The organism is Pandoraea cepalis, assembly GCF_902459665.1.
GTDB classification, from domain to species: domain Bacteria; phylum Pseudomonadota; class Gammaproteobacteria; order Burkholderiales; family Burkholderiaceae; genus Pandoraea; species Pandoraea cepalis.
On sequence record NZ_CABPSL010000009.1, the window covers coordinates 20,845 to 38,985 of the forward strand.

16 protein-coding genes are annotated in these 18,141 nt (G+C 65.3%); 9 read left to right on the forward strand and 7 right to left on the reverse strand.

Annotated elements, in window-relative coordinates:
* Window positions 1–45 precede the first annotated feature (45 nt).
* Complete coding sequence (locus PCE31106_RS12915; RefSeq protein ID WP_150563528.1) at window positions 46–1,032, reverse strand: DMT family transporter; 987 nt, start codon at window positions 1,030–1,032, stop codon at window positions 46–48.
* Between the two features lie 354 nt (window positions 1,033–1,386).
* On the opposite strand from PCE31106_RS12915, the gene dapC reads away from it, so the two are divergent.
* The 7 genes from dapC (at window position 1,387) to PCE31106_RS12950 (ending at window position 9,598) form a co-directional block, all read left to right on the forward strand.
* Window positions 1,387–2,589, forward strand: a complete 1,203-nt coding sequence (gene dapC / locus PCE31106_RS12920) for a succinyldiaminopimelate transaminase (protein ID WP_150563529.1) — start codon at window positions 1,387–1,389, stop codon at window positions 2,587–2,589.
* A 24-nt stretch (window positions 2,590–2,613) separates the two neighbouring features.
* The gene (dapD, locus tag PCE31106_RS12925) at window positions 2,614–3,441 is read left to right on the forward strand and encodes a 2,3,4,5-tetrahydropyridine-2,6-dicarboxylate N-succinyltransferase (protein WP_017234110.1); all 828 of its coding nucleotides are present in this window, start codon (window positions 2,614–2,616) and stop codon (window positions 3,439–3,441) included.
* An 87-nt stretch (window positions 3,442–3,528) separates the two neighbouring features.
* Window positions 3,529–3,876 (forward strand): ArsC family reductase, encoded by a 348-nt coding sequence (locus PCE31106_RS12930; protein ID WP_150563530.1) that lies wholly within the window; start codon window positions 3,529–3,531, stop codon window positions 3,874–3,876.
* Window positions 3,877–3,880: 4 nt separating this feature from the next.
* Window positions 3,881–5,032 carry a succinyl-diaminopimelate desuccinylase gene (gene dapE / locus PCE31106_RS12935; protein WP_017234108.1) on the forward strand — a complete coding sequence of 384 codons (1,152 nt, stop codon included), beginning with the start codon at window positions 3,881–3,883 and terminating at the stop codon, window positions 5,030–5,032.
* 20 nt (window positions 5,033–5,052) lie between these two features.
* Window positions 5,053–5,946 carry a 50S ribosomal protein L3 N(5)-glutamine methyltransferase gene (prmB, locus tag PCE31106_RS12940; protein WP_150563531.1) on the forward strand — a complete coding sequence of 298 codons (894 nt, stop codon included), beginning with the start codon at window positions 5,053–5,055 and terminating at the stop codon, window positions 5,944–5,946.
* Window positions 5,947–6,057: 111 nt separating this feature from the next.
* A complete protein-coding gene (gene cls / locus PCE31106_RS12945; protein WP_017234106.1) occupies window positions 6,058–7,485 on the forward strand; it encodes a cardiolipin synthase in 1,428 nt (475 codons plus the stop codon).
* A 172-nt stretch (window positions 7,486–7,657) separates the two neighbouring features.
* Window positions 7,658–9,598, forward strand: a complete 1,941-nt coding sequence (locus PCE31106_RS12950) for an ATP-binding cassette domain-containing protein (RefSeq protein WP_130025793.1) — start codon at window positions 7,658–7,660, stop codon at window positions 9,596–9,598.
* An 80-nt stretch (window positions 9,599–9,678) separates the two neighbouring features.
* Here PCE31106_RS12950 and radA read toward each other — a convergent pair whose 3' ends face one another.
* Both radA and alr read right to left on the reverse strand, forming a co-directional pair.
* The gene (gene radA / locus PCE31106_RS12955; RefSeq protein WP_017234104.1) at window positions 9,679–11,052 is read right to left on the reverse strand and encodes a DNA repair protein RadA; all 1,374 of its coding nucleotides are present in this window, start codon (window positions 11,050–11,052) and stop codon (window positions 9,679–9,681) included.
* A gap of 23 nt (window positions 11,053–11,075) precedes the next feature.
* Entirely contained in the window at window positions 11,076–12,146 is a 1,071-nt protein-coding gene (gene alr, locus PCE31106_RS12960) for an alanine racemase (protein WP_017234103.1), read from the reverse strand.
* 337 nt (window positions 12,147–12,483) lie between these two features.
* On the opposite strand from alr, the gene lplT reads away from it, so the two are divergent.
* Window positions 12,484–13,776 carry a lysophospholipid transporter LplT gene (lplT, locus tag PCE31106_RS12965; RefSeq protein ID WP_017234102.1) on the forward strand — a complete coding sequence of 431 codons (1,293 nt, stop codon included), beginning with the start codon at window positions 12,484–12,486 and terminating at the stop codon, window positions 13,774–13,776.
* 1 nt (window position 13,777) lies between these two features.
* The gene (thiD, locus tag PCE31106_RS12970) at window positions 13,778–14,602 is read left to right on the forward strand and encodes a bifunctional hydroxymethylpyrimidine kinase/phosphomethylpyrimidine kinase (RefSeq protein WP_150563532.1); all 825 of its coding nucleotides are present in this window, start codon (window positions 13,778–13,780) and stop codon (window positions 14,600–14,602) included.
* A 61-nt stretch (window positions 14,603–14,663) separates the two neighbouring features.
* Here the strand turns inward: thiD and PCE31106_RS12975 are convergent, their stop codons facing one another.
* Genes PCE31106_RS12975 through tsaB form a run of 4 tightly spaced genes read right to left on the reverse strand, consistent with a single transcriptional unit; the run spans window position 14,664 to window position 18,073 of the window.
* Window positions 14,664–15,806: a DUF1853 family protein gene (locus tag PCE31106_RS12975; RefSeq protein WP_174975157.1), complete on the reverse strand. Its 1,143-nt coding sequence runs from the start codon at window positions 15,804–15,806 to the stop codon at window positions 14,664–14,666.
* Window positions 15,767–16,837, reverse strand: coding sequence for a uracil-DNA glycosylase (locus tag PCE31106_RS12980; RefSeq protein WP_150563534.1), 1,071 nt, complete (start codon window positions 16,835–16,837; stop codon window positions 15,767–15,769). Before PCE31106_RS12980 ends, PCE31106_RS12975 begins: the two co-directional genes overlap by 40 nt.
* Window positions 16,824–17,303, reverse strand: coding sequence for a ribosomal protein S18-alanine N-acetyltransferase (gene rimI, locus PCE31106_RS12985; protein WP_017232251.1), 480 nt, complete (start codon window positions 17,301–17,303; stop codon window positions 16,824–16,826). Before rimI ends, PCE31106_RS12980 begins: the two co-directional genes overlap by 14 nt.
* Window positions 17,303–18,073 carry a tRNA (adenosine(37)-N6)-threonylcarbamoyltransferase complex dimerization subunit type 1 TsaB gene (gene tsaB, locus PCE31106_RS12990; protein ID WP_150563535.1) on the reverse strand — a complete coding sequence of 257 codons (771 nt, stop codon included), beginning with the start codon at window positions 18,071–18,073 and terminating at the stop codon, window positions 17,303–17,305. Before tsaB ends, rimI begins: the two co-directional genes overlap by 1 nt.
* Window positions 18,074–18,141: the final 68 nt, after the last annotated feature.

An 18,141-nucleotide genomic window follows, 5' to 3' on the forward strand; every position in this document is an offset into this window, starting at 1 on the left:
ACTGCTGCGCACTGGCCGCTGACATCGATATGACATCGGTTCGCATCATACCATCGCATCCCTCGCCGTCGCGCATTTACAACGCCCGGAATCCGGCAAAATGCCTGACAGCACGCCGGCGGCCACAATGCACAGTCCACCCGCGATGTCGCGCACGCCCAGCCCTTCGTTCGCCAGCCACCAGGACGACATCGCCGCCACCACGATCTCGAAGAGCATGATGAGCGCCGCCTGATTGGCGGGCACCTGGGCCAACCCGAACTGCACCACGACATTGGTCAGCGCAATCGCGCAGCCCAAGGCGAGCGCCACGGCAGCGGCGGCCGTACCCGACGTGAGCGCCGAGACGGCAGCGCGCCCCGTGTCGGCCCCGCCATCGAACGGCAACACCAGCAACCCGCCGACCACGCAGCCAAGATACAGCGTCCAACTACGCATTTCGGCACGCACGTCAGGCATCGCCTGACTGACGCGCCGCAGCAGCACGTTATTGAGTGCAAAGGCCGCCCCGGCAATGGCGCCCGCCCATTCGCCGGGGTTGTTGGGCAGCGGCCAGCCCAGCGCGGGCGACCAGAGCATCAGCCCCGCCCCACCGAGCGCCAGCGCGATCAGCCCCACGCCGCGCACACCGACGCGCTCGCCCAGCAGCCAGTGGGCGAACAGCGCCGTCCAGACCGGCGTCAGGTAGAACAGCAGCAGGACACGCATCACATGTCCGTGCGTCGTGCCCCAGACAAACGCGACGTTGGTCGCGCCGCCGGCGAACGCCACCCCCGCGAGCAGCCACGACCACCGCAGCGTGCCGAGCGAGCGGCGATATACGAGCGTGAGCAACAGCAGCGCGACGCATGCGGTGCCGATCTGGGCGGGGACCGCCCCCACGCCCCACTGGGCTAGCATGCGATAGGGAAACCAGGCCAGCCCCCACACCGACGACCCCATAAGAATGGCCAGGGCAGGTGCCGCCCGAGCGCGCCGCGACGCGCTCGCCGTCGACGCCGGGCCGTGCGCGCCGTTACCGGCTACGGTCATGCTGTTGACTCCTGAAAAATCTGAGTTATTCCCTGGGCTTGCCCCATCGGCGCCTCGGAATAGGCTGAATTACGCAGCGGTCGCGCTTTGTGCGCGCCATAACGGTATAATTTTCGCTTTGCCGATCTTGCCATTCTTTAGCGCGTTCGGGAACCGTCCTTCGCGCGTTGTTACGAACGATACCGCCGCCCTGTGTGGCCTGCGCCCTGCCAGTCCGGCCCCGGAAAGCGCTCGTCGTGCCGCGCGGCGGCGCGGCGCAACGCCCAGCCGGCCGGCCCGCACGGCGCCGGATTGCCCTCGAAAGTTGCCTTGCTCGGCAGCGCGAACCCTAGCCCTGAGTCTGTTTGAATTCTCGTGAACCCATTACTCGACAAGCTCCAGCCCTACCCCTTTGAACGCCTGAAGTCGTTGGTGGCGGACATCACGCCTGCCAGCGCGTACAAGGCCATCAGCTTCGGCATCGGGGAACCCAAGCACCCGACGCCGCAGTTCATCAAGGAAGCCCTGATCGATGGGCTGGGCGGCCTCTCGAACTATCCGGCCACCGCGGGCGGCGAGCCGCTGCGCGCGGCGATCGCCGAGTGGCTGGAGCGCCGGTACGCACTGCCCAACGTGAATCCGGCCACGGAAGTTCTGCCGGTCACGGGCTCGCGCGAGGCGCTCTTTTCGTTCGCCCAGGCGGTCGTCGACGGCAGCAAGCCCGGCGCGCGCGTGGTGTGTCCGAACCCGTTCTACCAGATCTACGAAGGCGCCACGTTGCTCGCCGGCGCGACGCCCTATTACGTCGACAGCGATCCCGCGCGTAATTTCGCCCCGGACTACGACGCCGTGCCGGCCGACGTCTGGCGCGACGTCCAACTTGTCTATCTCTGCTCGCCGGGCAATCCGACCGGCGCCGTGCTGAGCCTTGCCGACTGGAAACGCCTGTTCGACCTCTCCGACGAATTCGGCTTTGTGATTGCGTCCGACGAGTGTTATTCCGAGATCTACTTCGACGAAGAACATGCGCCACTGGGCGCCCTGGCGGCGGCGCATCGACTGGGTCGGGGCTTCGACCGTCTGGTCGTGTTCTCGAGCCTGTCGAAGCGCTCGAACGTGCCGGGCATGCGCTCGGGGTTCGTGGCGGGCGACGCCGCCGTCCTCAAGAAATTCCTGCTGTACCGCACGTACCACGGCTGCGCGATGAGTCCGGCCGTGCAAGCGGCGAGCGTTGCAGCGTGGAACGATGAAGCCCACGTGCGCCTGAACCGCAGCAAGTACCTGAAGAAGTTCCAGACCGTCACGCCAATGCTCGCCGACGTGCTCGACGTGCGTCTGCCAGACGCGGGCTTCTACCTGTGGGCTCGGGTCGACACGAAAACCGGCCTGTCCGACACGGAATTCACGCGCCAGTTGCTGGCGCAATACAATGTGGCCGTCCTGCCCGGGTCATACCTGGGCCGCGCGGCGCACGGCACCAACCCGGGCGAGAACTATGTGCGCATCGCCCTTGTGGCCGATGTGGACGAATGCACCGAAGGCGCCCAGCGCATCGTGCAGTTCTGCCAATCCCTTTAATTCTCACTGCAACCGATTCTCGCCATGTCGCAACAACTGCAAACCACCATCGACCAAGCCTGGGACAACCGTGCCGAGATCTCGGCGAAGTCGGCACCTGCCGAGGTGCGTGAGGCCGTCGCCCACGTCATCGCCGAACTGGACAAGGGCGCCCTGCGCGTGGCCCAGAAGCAAGACGGCCATTGGATCGTGAACCAATGGGTCAAGAAGGCCGTGCTGCTGTCGTTCCGCCTCGAAGACAATGTCGTGATGCCGGCTGGCGGCTTCAGCCAGTTCTACGACAAGGTGCCGAGCAAGTTCGCCAACTACACCGCCGACGACTTCGCACGCGGCGGTTTCCGCGTCGTGCCGCCGGCCGTGGCGCGTCGTGGCTCGTTCATCGGCAAGAACGTGGTGCTGATGCCGTCGTACACGAACATCGGCGCCTACGTTGACGAAGGCACGATGGTCGACACCTGGGCCACCGTCGGTTCGTGCGCCCAGATCGGCAAGAACGTTCACCTCTCGGGCGGCGTCGGTATCGGCGGCGTGCTCGAACCGCTGCAGGCCAACCCGGTCATCATCGAAGACAACTGCTTCGTCGGCGCCCGCTCGGAAGTCGTGGAAGGCGTGATCGTCGAAGAGAACTCGGTGATCTCCATGGGCGTGTATCTGGGGCAGTCGACCAAGATCTACGATCGCGAAACCGGTGAAGTGCATTATGGCCGCGTGCCGGCCGGCTCGGTCGTGGTGCCGGGCAACCTGCCCTCGAAGGACGGAAAGTACAGCCTGTACTGCGCCGTGATCGTGAAGAAGGTCGATGCGCAAACGCGCGCCAAGACGGCCATCAACGACCTGCTGCGCGGCGAGTAAGGCAACGCGGCATCCGAGGCTTCGCCGCCGGTTGGGCGGCGAGGGCTTCGGCGCATCTTTGCAATCGCGACACCAGGAGTTTCGGCGATGACGGCAGTGCTGTATGGCATTCCCAACTGCGACACCGTGAAGAAGGCGCGCACCTGGCTCGACGAGCACGGCGTGGCGTACGACTTTCACGACTTCAAGAAAGCGGGCGTGAACGACGCGCTGCTGGACACTTGGCTCGCCCAGGTGCCGCTTGCCACGCTGCTCAATCGCAAGGGCACGACCTGGCGCAAACTCTCGCCGGAACAACAAGCGGCGGCGGCCGATACGTCGGTGGCCCGCACGCTGATGGTCGAAAATCCATCGCTCATCAAGCGCCCGGTGCTGGTGGCCGACGGCCAGGTTTCCGTGGGCTTCACGCCCGACAGTTACGCCTCACGATTCTGAATTCATGACTTTCTCCCAAGGCGCCACACTGGCGCTCACCGAGCAACTGATCGCCCGTCACTCGGTGACGCCCGAAGACCGCGATTGCCAGGCCATCCTGGCGCGCCGCCTTGAGGCCATCGGCTTCGCGTGCGAGACCATCGCGTCGAACGGCGTGACCAACCTCTGGGCGATCAAGCGCGGCACGCGCGGCCCCGACGGCCGGCTGCTCGTCTTCGCAGGCCACACCGACGTCGTACCGACCGGCCCGCTGGAGCAATGGCATTCGGATCCGTTTGCCCCCACGCATCGTGACGGCATGCTCTACGGTCGTGGCGCCGCCGATATGAAAACGTCGCTGGCGGCGTTCGTGGTCGCCTCCGAGGAGTTCGTCGCCCAACATCCGGATCACACCGGCTCCGTGGGTTTCCTGCTGACCAGCGACGAGGAAGGCCCCGCCACCGACGGTACCGTGAAGGTCGTTGAAGCGCTCACGGCGCGGGGCGAGCGCCTGGACTACTGCGTGGTCGGTGAGCCGACCTCGAGCCAGCGCCTGGGCGACATGGTCAAGAACGGCCGTCGCGGATCGATGTCGGGCAAGCTGGTCATCAAGGGCGTGCAGGGGCACATTGCCTATCCGCACCTCGCCAAGAACCCAACGCACCTGTTCGCGCCGGCACTGGCCGAGCTGACGCAAACCGTGTGGGACAACGGCAACGAGTATTTCCCGCCCACCACGTGGCAAATCTCGAATATCCACGCAGGCACCGGCGCGACCAACGTCATTCCCGGCGAGTTGACGGTGATGTTCAACTTCCGCTTCTCGACCGCCAGCACGTCCGACGGCCTCCAGCAACGGGTGCATGCATTGCTCGACCGTCACGGCCTGACCTATACGCTCGACTGGTCGATCAGCGGCCAGCCGTTCCTCACGCCGCGCGGCGACCTGTCGGCAGCGCTCGCGAGCGCCATCCGCGAGGAAACGGGGCTCGAGACCGAACTCTCGACCACGGGCGGCACGTCCGACGGGCGTTTTATCGCACGCATCTGCCCGCAGGTCATCGAATTCGGTCCGTGCAACGCCAGCATCCACAAGATCGACGAACACATCGCGGTGGCCGACATCGAACCGCTCAAGAACATCTATCGGGGCGTGTTGACGCGCCTGGTGGCCTGAGGCGCACGAGGCATTCCACCATGACGACACCGACCCATCCCTTCCAGACGTTACGCGACCTGTTGCGCTACGCCGTTTCGCGCTTCACCGAGGCCGAGCTGGCCTTCGGGCATGGCACGGCCACGGCGTACGACGAGGCCGCCTATCTGCTGCTGCATACGCTGCACCTGCCGATCGACACACTCGACCCGTTTCTCGACGCCCGTTTGCTGCCCGACGAAATCGAGCGCGTGCTGTCGGTCGTCAACCGTCGAGCGGGCGAGCGCGTGCCGGCGTCTTACATCACGAATGAAGCGTGGATGCACGGCCACCGGTTCTACGTGGACGAGCGCGTCATCGTGCCGCGCTCGTTCATCGGCGAATTACTGGAAGACGCCTTGCAGCCGTGGGTCGATCACGCCGACGACGTGGCCGAGGTCCTCGAACTGTGCACCGGCTCGGGCTGCCTGGCGATTCTGGCCGCCGAGACCTTCCCGGCCGCGCAGATCGATGCCGTCGACATTTCACCCGACGCGCTCGCCGTGGCCAGGATCAACGTGGCCGACTACAGCCTCGACGACCGAGTCGCGCTGCATCTGGGCGACCTGTATGCACCGCTGCCCACGGGCAAGCGTTACGAAGTCATCCTCACCAATCCGCCGTATGTGAACGAAGGTTCGATGCAGGTGCTGCCGGCCGAGTATCGCCACGAGCCGCGTCTTGCCCTGGCGGGGGGTAACGACGGGATGGACGTGGTTCGACGCATCATTGCCGGTGCACGCGAGCACCTGACGGAGCATGGCGTTCTGGTCGTGGAAATCGGCAACGAACGTCACTTTGTCGAAGCCGCGTTCCCCGATCTGCCGATGACGTGGCTCGCCACGAGCGCCGGCGACGACATGGTGTTCCTGGTACAGGCCGCCGATCTGCCGTAATCGCCTCGGTGCTCGCCCATTGCAGCGAGGGCTCGCCTAAGGTCATGCAGCCCGGTTACACTCGGGTTCCCGGGTCCGCGCGACTCACGGCATGGAGGAAGATTGTCCGTCATGGTGCTCAATTGGCTCGACGTCGGCTTTGCCGTCGCCTGTATCCATGCACTGGGGGCGATCGCCGCGATCCATGCCGTGCTGACGGTACGGACGTCGCAGGGCGCCGTGGCGTGGGCGGTATCGCTCGTCACGATGCCCTACCTCACGCTCATCCCCTACCTGTTCCTCGGCCGATCGAAGTTCATCGGCTACGTCGAGGCCCGGCGCGCCCGGAATCAAGCGTTGCAAACCCGCATCGGCGAAACACAATGGAGCGGTGAGCCGCCTGTCGCGATGGAAGCCCATCCCGAGTTTGCGGCGCTCACCGCCATGACGGGCATGTCGTTCGTTGCCGGCAATCGCGTGCGTCTGCTGGTGAACGGCCACGCCACGTTCGACGCCATCTTTGCCGCCATCGACCGCGCGCGCGACTACATCGTCATTCAGTTCTTCATCGTCAAGGACGATGCCCTTGGACGCGCCCTGTCCGCCCGCCTGCTCGCGCGCGCCGCCACGGGCGTGAAGGTATTCTTTCTCTACGACCGGATCGGCAGCCACGACTTGCCCGGCAGTTACTGCGACACGCTGCGCCAAGGCGGTGTCCTCGTGCACGAGTTCGCCGCCGCCAAGCGCGGTATTTTCGTGAATCGCTTCCAGTTGAACTTTCGCAATCACCGCAAGATTGTCGTGATCGACGGCAACGAAGCGTTCATCGGCGGTCACAACGTCGGCGTGGAGTATCTTGGCGAGAAACCGCCGCTGGCCCCCTGGCGCGACACGCACATTGCCGTGCGCGGCCCGGCAGTGGTCGGCATTCAACGCGCGTTCGCCGAAGACTGGCACTGGAGTACGGGCACGGTACCGGAGCTGAATCGTCAACCGGTCGCCTCCGGCGAAGACATGCACTGCCAGGTGGTGCCCAGCGGCCCCGCCGACCGGCTGGAAACGTCGTCGCTCTTCTTTGTCACCGCCATCAACGCTGCGCAACAGCGGGTCTGGCTCACCACTCCCTACTTCGTGCCCGACGAAGCCGTGTTCTCCGCATTGCGCCTGGCGGTGCTGCGCGGCGTGGACGTGCGCATCCTGATCCCCGACCGGGCCGATCACCGCGTGGTGTTCGAAGCCACCACGTCGTACGCCTTCGAAGCCGCCCGCAGCGGCATCAACGTCTATCGGTATCAACACGGCTTCGTTCACCAGAAGGTCGTACTGATCGACGACAGCGCGGCCGCCGTCGGTAGCGCCAACCTCGACAACCGGTCGTTCCGCCTCAATTTCGAGATCATGCTGCTGACCGTCGACCGCGCCTTTGCCGATGACGTCGCGTTCATGCTCACGCACGACTTCGAGCATGCCACCCTGCTGAACAAGGACGAATTTCGGACGATTCCGAAATGGCGCCAGATTGTGATGCGCGTGGCGCGGCTTTTCGCCCCAATTCTGTAGCCAGTCGACGGCGCACATCGCATTCGCCTGCGCGGACCGGTAAAATGGCGGTTTTGCCGTCCTCTGCGCGTGGGTTTGCCGGCATCGCACGTTCGGTCCTCATTGGATCGACGGCACATGCCCGCCGCGCAGGCCAAGGACGCACTGACCCGCTTACCCCTCGGCCTTTTTCGTGATCCGATTCGAACACCTTTCCCTCGCGCGCGGCACCAAGCCGCTCTTCGAGGACACCTCCGTCACGCTCAACCCGGGCGAGCGCGTCGGCCTCGTCGGCGCCAACGGCGCCGGCAAGTCCACGCTGTTCGCGCTGTTGCGCGGGCAGTTGCACGCAGATGGGGGCGATGTCTTCGTGCCCAGTAGCTGGCGCCTGGCGCATGTGATGCAGGAGACGCCAGCGGTCGAGCGTACTGCGCTCGACTACGTTCTCGACGGCGACACGCGGCTGCGTGAGATCGAAGCGAATATTGCGGCGGCGGAAGTCGCTCACGACGGCCATGCCCAGGCCGACGCCCACGCGGCCTTCGCCGACGCCGACGGGTACACCGCCCCGGCCCGCGGCGAGGCGCTGCTGCTCGGCCTCGGCTTTACGTTGGCGCAAACGCAGTTGCCGGTCGCCAGCTTCTCGGGCGGTTGGCGCATGCGCCTGAATCTGGCGCAGGCGCTCATGTGCCCGTCCGATCTGTTGCTGCTCGACGAGCCGACCAACCACCTGGATCTGGACGCCATCGTCTGGCTCGAAGACTGGCTCAAGCGTTACCCGGGTACGCTCATCGTGATTTCGCACGATCGCGAATTTCTCGACGAGGTCTGCAACGTCACGCTGCATATCGAGAATCAGCAGATCAAGCGTTACGGTGGCAACTACAGTCAGTTCGAAATCCTGCGCGGCCAGCAACTGACGCTGCAGCAAAGCGCCTTCGAGAAGCAGCAAAAGACGATTGCGCACCTGGAGTCGTTCATCACGCGCTTCAAGGCCAAGGCGACGAAGGCACGCCAGGCGCAGAGTCGCGTGAAGGCGCTCGAAAAGATGGAGCGCATCGCCCCCGCGCATATCGCGTCGCCGTTCACGTTTGAGTTCCGCCCGGCTGACAGCGCGCCGAACCCAATGCTCGTGCTCGAAGCCGTCCGTTGCGGCTACCCGCTCGAGGACGGCAGCGAGAAGGTCATCCTGCCGCACGTCACGATGTCGGTGCAGAACGAGCAACGTATCGGCCTGCTCGGCGCCAACGGTCAGGGCAAATCGACGCTGATCAAAACGCTCGCCGGCACGCTGGCGACCCTCACCGGCTCGGTGAAAACCGGCAAGGGCCTGCAGATCGGCTACTTCGCCCAGCATCAGGTCGAAACGCTGCGTCACGACGATTCGCCGTTGCAGCACTTGCAGCGGCTCGCCCCGGATACGCGCGAGCAGGAGCTACGGGATTTTCTGGGCGGGTTCAATTTCCGTGGTGACATGGCCACGTCATCGATCGCCCCGTTCTCCGGCGGCGAGAAGGCGCGTCTGGCGCTCGCGCTCATCATCTGGCGCAAGCCGAACCTTCTGCTGCTCGACGAACCGACCAATCACCTGGACCTCGAAACGCGCCACGCGCTCACGATGGCCTTGGCGCAGTTCGACGGCACATTGATTCTCGTCTCGCACGATCGGCATTTGCTGCGCGCGACCACCGATCAGTTTCTGCTCGTGGCCGGCGGCGAAGTGAAACCGTTCGACGGCGATCTCGACGACTATCGCGACTGGCTGCTGCAACACGCGGCCGACCAACGGGCCGCGGCACGTGACGCCAGCAATGGTAGCGGTGAGAGTGCAGAGGGTGGCGACGGCGTCAATCGCAAGGATCAGAAGCGCGCCGAAGCGCAGGAACGCCAGCGGCTGTCTCAACTGCGCAAACCGCTGCAACGCAAGATCGAGAAGCTGGAGCAATCGATGGCGAAACTCGCGGACGAAAAGGCGCGACTCGACGCCATCCTCGCCGACAGCGGCACCTATGAAGACGCGAAAAAAGCCTTGCTGACCGACAGCCTGAAGCAGCAGGTGGACGTCACGGCCAAACTGTCGGACATTGAAGCCGAATGGCTCGACGCACAGGAAGCGCTCGAGCAGATCGTCTGACAGGCGTCAGACCCTGGCTGCCGGGGCGGTGGCATGGCCTTGAGAAGGCCTGCCCCGGAGCGCCCCAAGCGCCAGCGCGACTACAACCCCGCCACGACGGAAATCGCGTGCTCCAAACGGTCGACGGCATGCACTTCGAGGCCGTCGATCGGTTGCTTCGGCGCATTCGCCTTCGGGATGATCGCAATCGAAAAGCCCAGTTTGGCGGCTTCCTTGAGACGATCCTGACCGCGCGGGCTCGGCCGGATTTCGCCCGCCAGCCCGACCTCGCCGAATGCCACGATGCCGCGCGGCAACGGCTTGTTGCGCAGCGACGAATGAATTGCCAGCAACACGGCCAGATCGGCCGCCGGTTCCGAGATCTTCACGCCGCCGACGGCGTTCAGGAACACATCCTGATCGAAACAGGCGATGCCCGCGTGACGATGCATCACGGCGAGCAACATGGCCAGCCGGTTCTGCTCCAGCCCCACGGCCAAACGCCGCGGATTGGGCACCTGCGCCGTGTCGACCAGCGCCTGCACCTCTACGAGCAGCGGGCGCGTGCCTTCCTGCGTGACGAGCACGCACGAGCCCGGCACGCTTTGCTCATGTTGCGAGAGGAACAAGGCCGACGGATTCGCCACGCCGCGCAGGCCTTTCTCCGTCATCGCGAACACGCCCAACTCGTTGACGGCACCGAAGCGATTTTTGAACGCCCGCACCAACCGGTACGACGAGTGCGTATCGCCCTCGAAATACAGCACCGTGTCGACGATGTGTTCGAGAACGCGCGGCCCGGCGAGACTGCCTTCCTTGGTCACGTGGCCAACCATGATCACCGTTACGCCGCTCTGCTTGGCGCTGCGCGTGAGTTGCGCCGCGCATTCGCGCACCTGCGCGACCGATCCCGGCGCCGAACTGAGCGCTTCTGAGTAGACCGTCTGGATCGAGTCGATCACGACCACGTCGGGCTTCTCCGACTCGATGGCGCCCAGAATCTTCTCGAGCTGGATTTCCGCCAGCAAATCCAATTCCCCGCCGCCCTCGCCCGCGGCGCCGAGGCCCAGGCGCTGCGCACGCAAGGCAATCTGCGCGCCCGATTCTTCGCCGCTCACATACAGCGCACGCCGTTCGCGCGCCAGATGCGCAAGCGACTGAAGCAGCAGCGTCGACTTGCCGATCCCGGGATCCCCCCCGATGAGCACCACGCCGCCGGCAACCAGACCGCCGCCCAGCACGCGGTCGAATTCGCTCACGCCGCTGGAGAAGCGCGGCACATCGGCCGCCTCGATCTGCGCGAGCTTGCGCACGGGCGTACTCTTGGCGAGCGATTGGTATCGATGACCTGTCGGCGCTTCCGCCACCGATTCGACGAGCGAGTTCCAGCCGTTGCAGTGGGGACACTGCCCCGCCCACTTGGGCGTCTGCCCGCCGCATTCGGTACAAATATAGACAGTCTTGGCTTTGGCCATGCGTGGCGATCCTGTCCTGATGCTCAGTTCGCGTACACCGGCACGCGGCGCGCCACGGCACACATCAGCTCATAGCCGAGCGTGCCGGCCGACGCTGCGACCTCGTCGATGCAAAGGCCCCGCCCCCACAACGTGACAGGCGCACCCACGCGTGCCTGCGGCACCGGCGTGAGATCGACGGCGAGCATGTCCATCGACACGCGCCCCACGGTGCGCGTGCGCACACCGTCGACCAGTATCGGCGTGCCCGAGGGGGCAACACGCGGATAGCCGTCGGCATAGCCGCAGGCCACTGTGCCCACGCGCATCGGCGTCTCGGCGGTGAAGACGCTACCGTAACCGACGGTACCGCCCGCCGGCACGTCCTGAATGCCGATCAACTCGGCTTCGAGCGTCATGGTCGGTTGCAGATCAAGCGTGGCCGCCGGGACTTCGAGACCTTTCGGCGAGGAGCCATAGAGCATGATCCCCGGACGCACCCATGCGCCGTGTGCTTCCGGATGGAACAGCGTGGCGGCCGAGTTGGCCAGGCTGCGCTCGCCCGGCACGTCGCATGCGCCGCGCTCGAACGCTTCCATCTGATACGCGATGCCGCGCGGACCGTCGGCATCGGAAAAGTGAGTCATCAGCACGATCTGGCTCACGCCGGGAATCGCGCGAGCACGCTCCCATGCGGCGCGAAAACGCTCGGGGGCGAAGCCGAGACGGTTCATGCCCGAATTCATCTTGAGCTGCACGTTGAGCGGCTTGCTCAGGCGCGTGGTCTCCAGCATGCGCAGTTGTTCGTCGCTGTGCACGGTCGTCGTCAGACCATACTTGTCGACGACGGCCAGATCTTCGGGTTTGAAGAACCCTTCGAGCAGCAGAATGGGACCGGCCCAGCCGAGTTCGCGCAAACGCACGGCCTCGTCGAGATCGAGCAGGCCGAAGCCATCGGCGTCGCGCAATCCGGGATACGCGTTTTCAATGCCATGCCCGTAGGCATTGGCCTTGACCACGGCCCACACCTTGGCGCGGGGCGCACTGCGGCGGGCGACATCGAGATTGTGAGCGAGGGCTGCGGTGTGAATCGAGACTTTGATTGGACGAGGCATAAGCGGACACGGGATCGAAGGAGACGCTCGCCAGGACAGGCTGGCGGCATAACGCATCGGCATATTTTCGTGTTATAAAGCCGTGCGCACAACTTGTTTTGCCAAATTTTTCTCCCGATAACAAGACCGGTCTCAGACCGAGGGCGACCGGGCGCCCGACACGGGGAGCATCAAGGCCGAATATACGGCCGAATAACGACAGTTGATTGGCCGAAGCGCGCCGATACCCCGATGTTTAAGCCCGGTTTCTTCCGTGGGGAAGCCCGTTGCGGGCGCTGCGGATACCGACAACCGAGACACGCAAGTTTTACGCAGCACGGGATCGACTCAAGGAACGATGAAGAAAGGCTTTTATACCATCATGGCCGCGCAGTTTTTTTCGTCGCTGGCCGACAATGCATTGCTCATCGCCGCAATCGCGCTCCTGAAAGATCTGCACTCCCCGCAGTGGATGACGCCGCTGCTCAAGCTCTTCTTCGTGCTCTCGTACGTCATTCTCGCCGCCTACGTCGGGGCCTTCGCCGATTCGATGCCCAAGGGCAAGGTCATGTTCATCAGCAACTCGATCAAGGTCGCGGGCTGCCTGATGATGCTGTTCGGCTCGCATCCACTGATCGCGTATGGTGTAGTCGGCTTCGGCGCGGCGGCCTACTCGCCCGCGAAGTACGGCATTCTCACCGAATTGCTGCCTGCGGAGAAACTGGTCGCGGCCAACGGCTGGATCGAGGGGCTGACGGTCAGCTCGATCATTCTCGGCACCGTCCTCGGCGGCACACTCATCAGTCCACATATTTCCGAATGGGTGCTCCAACGCACGCCAGAGGTCATCAATACGCCGGCGATGGCCTCGATGGTGGTCATCATGGTCATCTACGTGATTGCCGCGCTGTTCAATTTGCGCATCCCCGACACGGGCGCGCGTTACGCGCGTCAGCAACGTAATCCAATCCGACTCGTCTCCGATTTTGCCGACTGCTTCACCACGCTGTGGCGCGACAAGCTGGGCCAGATCTCGCTCGCCGTCACGACCCTGTTCTGGGGCGCGGGAGCAACGCTCCAGTTCATCGTGCTGCGCTGGGCCGAAAAAGCGCTGGGCATGACGCTGTCGGAAGGCGCCATCCTGCAGGCGGTGTCCGCGGTGGGCGTGGCCATCGGCGCCATCGCCGCCGCCTCGCGCATCCCGCTCAAGCGTTCGCTCTCAGTACTGCCGGTCGGCATCGCCATGGGCATCGCGGTGATGGCGATGGCCTTCTTCTCGAAGGACCTACTGCCGTGGGGCGCCGATTGGAAAGTACCGCTGTACCTGATCGTTGCCTACATCTTCCTCATCATCGTCGGTGCGCTCGCGGGTTTCTTCGTGGTGCCGATGAACGCCCTGCTCCAACATCGCGGTCACGTCTTGCTCTCGGCGGGCCATTCCATCGCCGTGCAGAACTTCAACGAGAACCTTTCCGTGCTCATCATGCTGTGCCTCTACGCGCTGCTGATCTGGTTCAACGTGCCGGTGGGGGTCGTCATCATTCTGTTCGGCGTGTTTGTCTCGGGCACGATGTGGCTCGTCATGCGGCGTCACCAGGCCAATCAGCGCGAATTCGATTCGGTCGCGCTCATCGGCGAAATCAAGCATTGATATGTCTTCGCGTCAGTCGTCCGTTCCCATCGTCCTCACCATTGCCGGCTCGGATTCCAGCGGTGGCGCCGGCATCCAAGCCGATCTGAAAACGTTTTCCGCGCTCGGCGCCTACGGCGCCAGCGTGATTACCGCCCTCACCGCGCAGAACACGCAGGGGGTCACCGCCATCCACACGCCGCCGGCGAGTTTCGTCACTGCGCAAATGGATGCCGTTTTCCAGGATCTGACGGTCGATGCCGTCAAGCTGGGCATGCTAGGCAATGCCGAGGTCGTGCGCGCCGTTGCCGCCGGATTGCGGCAGTACAAGCCGCGCTTTGTCGTGCTCGATACCGTGATGATCTCGAAGAGCGGCCACGCGTTGCTGCAACCCGACGCCGTCGCCGCATTGCGCGATGAACTGCTGCCGCTGGCGGATCTGATCACACCCAACCTGCCGGAAGCCGCGGCGCTGCTCGGCGTCGAGCCCGCGACCGACGAACGCGAGATGGAACAGCAAGCGCAAGCGCTGCGCGCGCTGGGCGCTCGCCATGTGCTGGTCAAGGGGGGCCATCTGGCCAGCGATCTCAGCCCGGACTGGCTCGTGAGCGCGACCGGGGTCGAGCGCTTCACCGCCCCGCGCATCGCCGTGCACAACACCCACGGTACCGGCTGCACGCTCTCCGCCGCGCTGGCAGCGCTGCGACCTCGTCGCAACGACTGGTCGGACACCGTACGTGATGCCAAGGCGTATCTCAACGGCGCGCTTGCCGCCAGTGACACATTGCACATCGGCCACGGTGTCGGCCCCGTGCATCACTTCCACGCCGTATGGCCCAAGGCGTGACGCAGTGAGGCGCTAACGAGCTGAATGCGCTGAACGCTCGCAATACCCGCAATGCGCCGACTCAGATCGACGGCGCGCCGTCGTCGGCACTCTGCGCCAGCGCGCGACGCGCGGCCGCGTCGGCCCGTTCGCTCAATTCCTCGATGCGATGCCGGGCGCGCGGTGCCCAGAAATCAGGCACGATAAATCCGCGCTCTTCCTCGAACCAATCCCCGTCGCCCGCCCGCCGGTTCAGCGACACGACGAGCAACGGCTCGGCGCCGCGTTCTCGCCAGTGCGTCTCGATTCGGGTATGCAGCGCCACCAGCGATAGCGCCGAGGAATCGCTGACGCGCGCGGGGGCCAGCCAACGCGCGCGCGGCAGCAATGCCCACGTGCGTTCGCGTGCGGCGCTCGGCGCTTGCTGTGTCGACTGCGCGTGCGCCCACCACGCGTCGAGCGTCGCCCACCAGCCTCGACCGTGTGCCTCGGACGCCACCGCCGGCAACTGCCCACCTTGCGCGAGTGGATGGAACAGCCAGCCCTTCAGATAGACCTGCGGCAGCCACGGCCCGGCGGCAGGCAATGCGCTAAGCGCTGCGTCCAGCGTGGTCAGGCGCAATTGATGATCGAGCAACCGCGCCACCTTGTCGGCCAGGCTGTCGGCCAGGTTCGGTCCGAGCCAGTGAAACTGCACGGCACGTTCGTCGAGCCCCGACGACGGCGTCGCTGGCGGCACGAACAGATACAGCTTCACCGCCAGCTCCCAATGCAGCAATTGACAGTCGGCGCGCCGGGCCAACAGGAAATCGCACTCGCCAAGCGTCATATTGCCGCGCCGGGCGTCACGCACCTGCAAACCGGCGGCGAGCAGATCGAAGCGAGGACTGTGCAGCAGTGCGAAGTGCAGCAGTTGCTCCGCATAGCGGCCCAGGCGATGACTTTCGCCGCGCGCAAGAAAGTCGCGCAACGGCTCGACGTCGGCATCGCAGGCCAGTAGCCAGTCGCGCAGGATTCGGGAATGGGGGACGGGATCGGCGATGTCGGGCTGGCGCGCCACATCGTTCACCGCCTGCACGCCGTCGAACTGCGCCAGCGCCGCCGGAAAGCGGGCGGCACTGAGCAGATCGGCGGACAACAGCAGCCACGCGAGGTCGCGCACCGGCGCCTCGCGCAGCGTTTCGATCAGTTCGCCGTAGGCGTCTGGGAGGGAGTCGATTCGCACACAGCCTCGTAGGTAGCCCGTGCCAGGCACCAATCGGTCCAGGCCTTGGCCTTGTCGGGCAAACTGCGCAACAGGTAAGCCGGATGGTACGTCACGATCACCGGCACGCCTTCATATTCATGCACGCGCCCGCGCAGGCTGGCGATGCTCGCCTGCGTGCGCAAAATGCTCTGCGCGGCGAAACGCCCCATCACCACGATCACGCGCGGCTTGAGCAGTGCCACCTGACGCTTCAGGTAAGGCTCGCAGCTCGCCACTTCGGTCGCTTCGGGATCTCGGTTGTTCGGCGGACGGCACTTGAGGACGTTCGCGATATACACGTTCTCGCCGCGCTGCAATGTCACGGCGCGCAGCATGTTGTCGAGCAGCTTGCCCGCCTGCCCCACGAACGGCTCGCCCTGCAAATCCTCCTGCTGGCCCGGGGCTTCCCCCACGAGCAGCCAGTCGGCCTCGCGGTCGCCCACGCCGAAGACCGTCTGCGTACGCGTTTCGCACAGGCCGCACAGGCGGCAATTGGCGACGCGCTCCGTCAGCGCCTCCCAGTCCAGTGTCTCGACGCCCGGCAGCGCAGGACGCGACGGCGCCCCGGCCTCGCCCGCATCGCGCATGATCGACCACAGCGCAGCATCGGCGGCTGCGTCGCCGTCGCCGCTGCCATCGCTGTCGAGCCACATCGGCCTGTCGTCGGGCGGCAGGTCCTCCATGTGACGGCTGGCCCCACGCGGTGCGGATGTCGGTGCGGGCACCGGTGCCGACTCACGGCGAACAGGGGCCGCGGGTACTTCGCCCGATATCGCGGCGCGTCCGGCAGCACGCGCCATCGCCGGCGTGACGCTCGGCGTCACGTCCCACGGCGGCAGGTCGTCGGCATGAGCTTCGCCCCGAGGGGCGGCCGCATCGACGCGTGTCGCAACGTCGCCGCCCTCGTCGATCGCCGTTACCGTTGCCGTCGCCACTTGGGCCACGGCCTCGTGCGACATCCACACCGGCCACAGCCCGAACTCTTCCAGAATCGCTTTAGGCCACGGCACGATCAGTCTCCCACGTCAGGCGCATCACAATGGCGTCTTCACGACGCCCGCTCGCCGGATAATATCCCTTGCGCCGGCCAATCTGCACGAATCCGAAACGCTCGTACACGCGCAGCGCCCTCACGTTCGACGGACGCACCTCCAGCAATACGCCGCTCATACCCTGCGCACGCGAGACTCGCACGACCTCGTCAAGCAACTGCACGCCCAGCCCGTTGCCCTGCATTTCCGGCTCGACGCACACGTTGAGCAAATGTGACTCGTCGACGACCGGCATCATCAGAAAATAACCGAGCAGTGTGCCATCGACCGCGCGCAGGCAGACGCCCTGATGCCCGGCGTCGAGCGAATCGGCGAAGTTCTGGCGGGTCCAGGGATACGGATACGCGCGCACTTCGACGGCTACGACCTCGTCGAGATCGGCCAGCGTCATCGGCGAATAATGGTTCGGACCGGTCTGGCGCATCAGGGCACCTCCGGGGCATTTGCCTTCGCGGTCTGGGCCACGGCCTGCTTGATCGCTTCGCGCTCGGCGGTCGTTTGCGCCACCTTGTTGCGGATGTAGACCGGCATGGCCTGATCGGCGGGAATGGCGCCGCCCCGCGCGAAGGCGCGGGCCGCGAGCGCTGCGACGTAACGGGCACGCGGCATGGCGTTGGCCAGGACCGCCTGCGCCTGCACGCTTGCCTGCAATCGATCGCCGAACGCCAGCGCGGCATTGCCCGCGATGACGAAATCCACTTCGGGTGCGCGCACCCGTTCGGCAGCGTCGAGCGACGCAGGCAGAACTTCGCGCCAGTCGTTCGTGGCGCTGTCCCAGGCGTAATCGGCCCAATAGGCCTCATTCATGCGCGCATCGAGTGCGACAAGCACGCGTTGTGTGTCGACGCGCAATGCGCGCGCCGCTTCGGCACACGCGAGCAACGTGCCCACCGGCACCACGGGCAGTGCGGCGCCAAACGCCAACCCCTGCGCGACACCGCAGGCCGTGCGCAACCCGGTAAACGACCCCGGCCCCGCCCCGAAGGCGATCGCGTCGCATTCGGCGAGCGTGACGCCGGCCTCGCGCAGCACGTCGCGCGCGGCGGGCAGAATATGAGTGCTGGAGACCGGGCCGGTATCGAGGTGGCGCTCGACCACAAGGGCCGGGGCACCGCTGGCGAGATCGTGACGGTATACGGCAACCGAACAGAATTCGGTCGAGGTATCGAGGGCGAGAAGCGTAATCGAAGACATGGCGCTATTGTAATCGGGTGGGCGGCGAGCCACCTAGCGGCACCGACGGTCGCCCGCCCCTGGCCAGT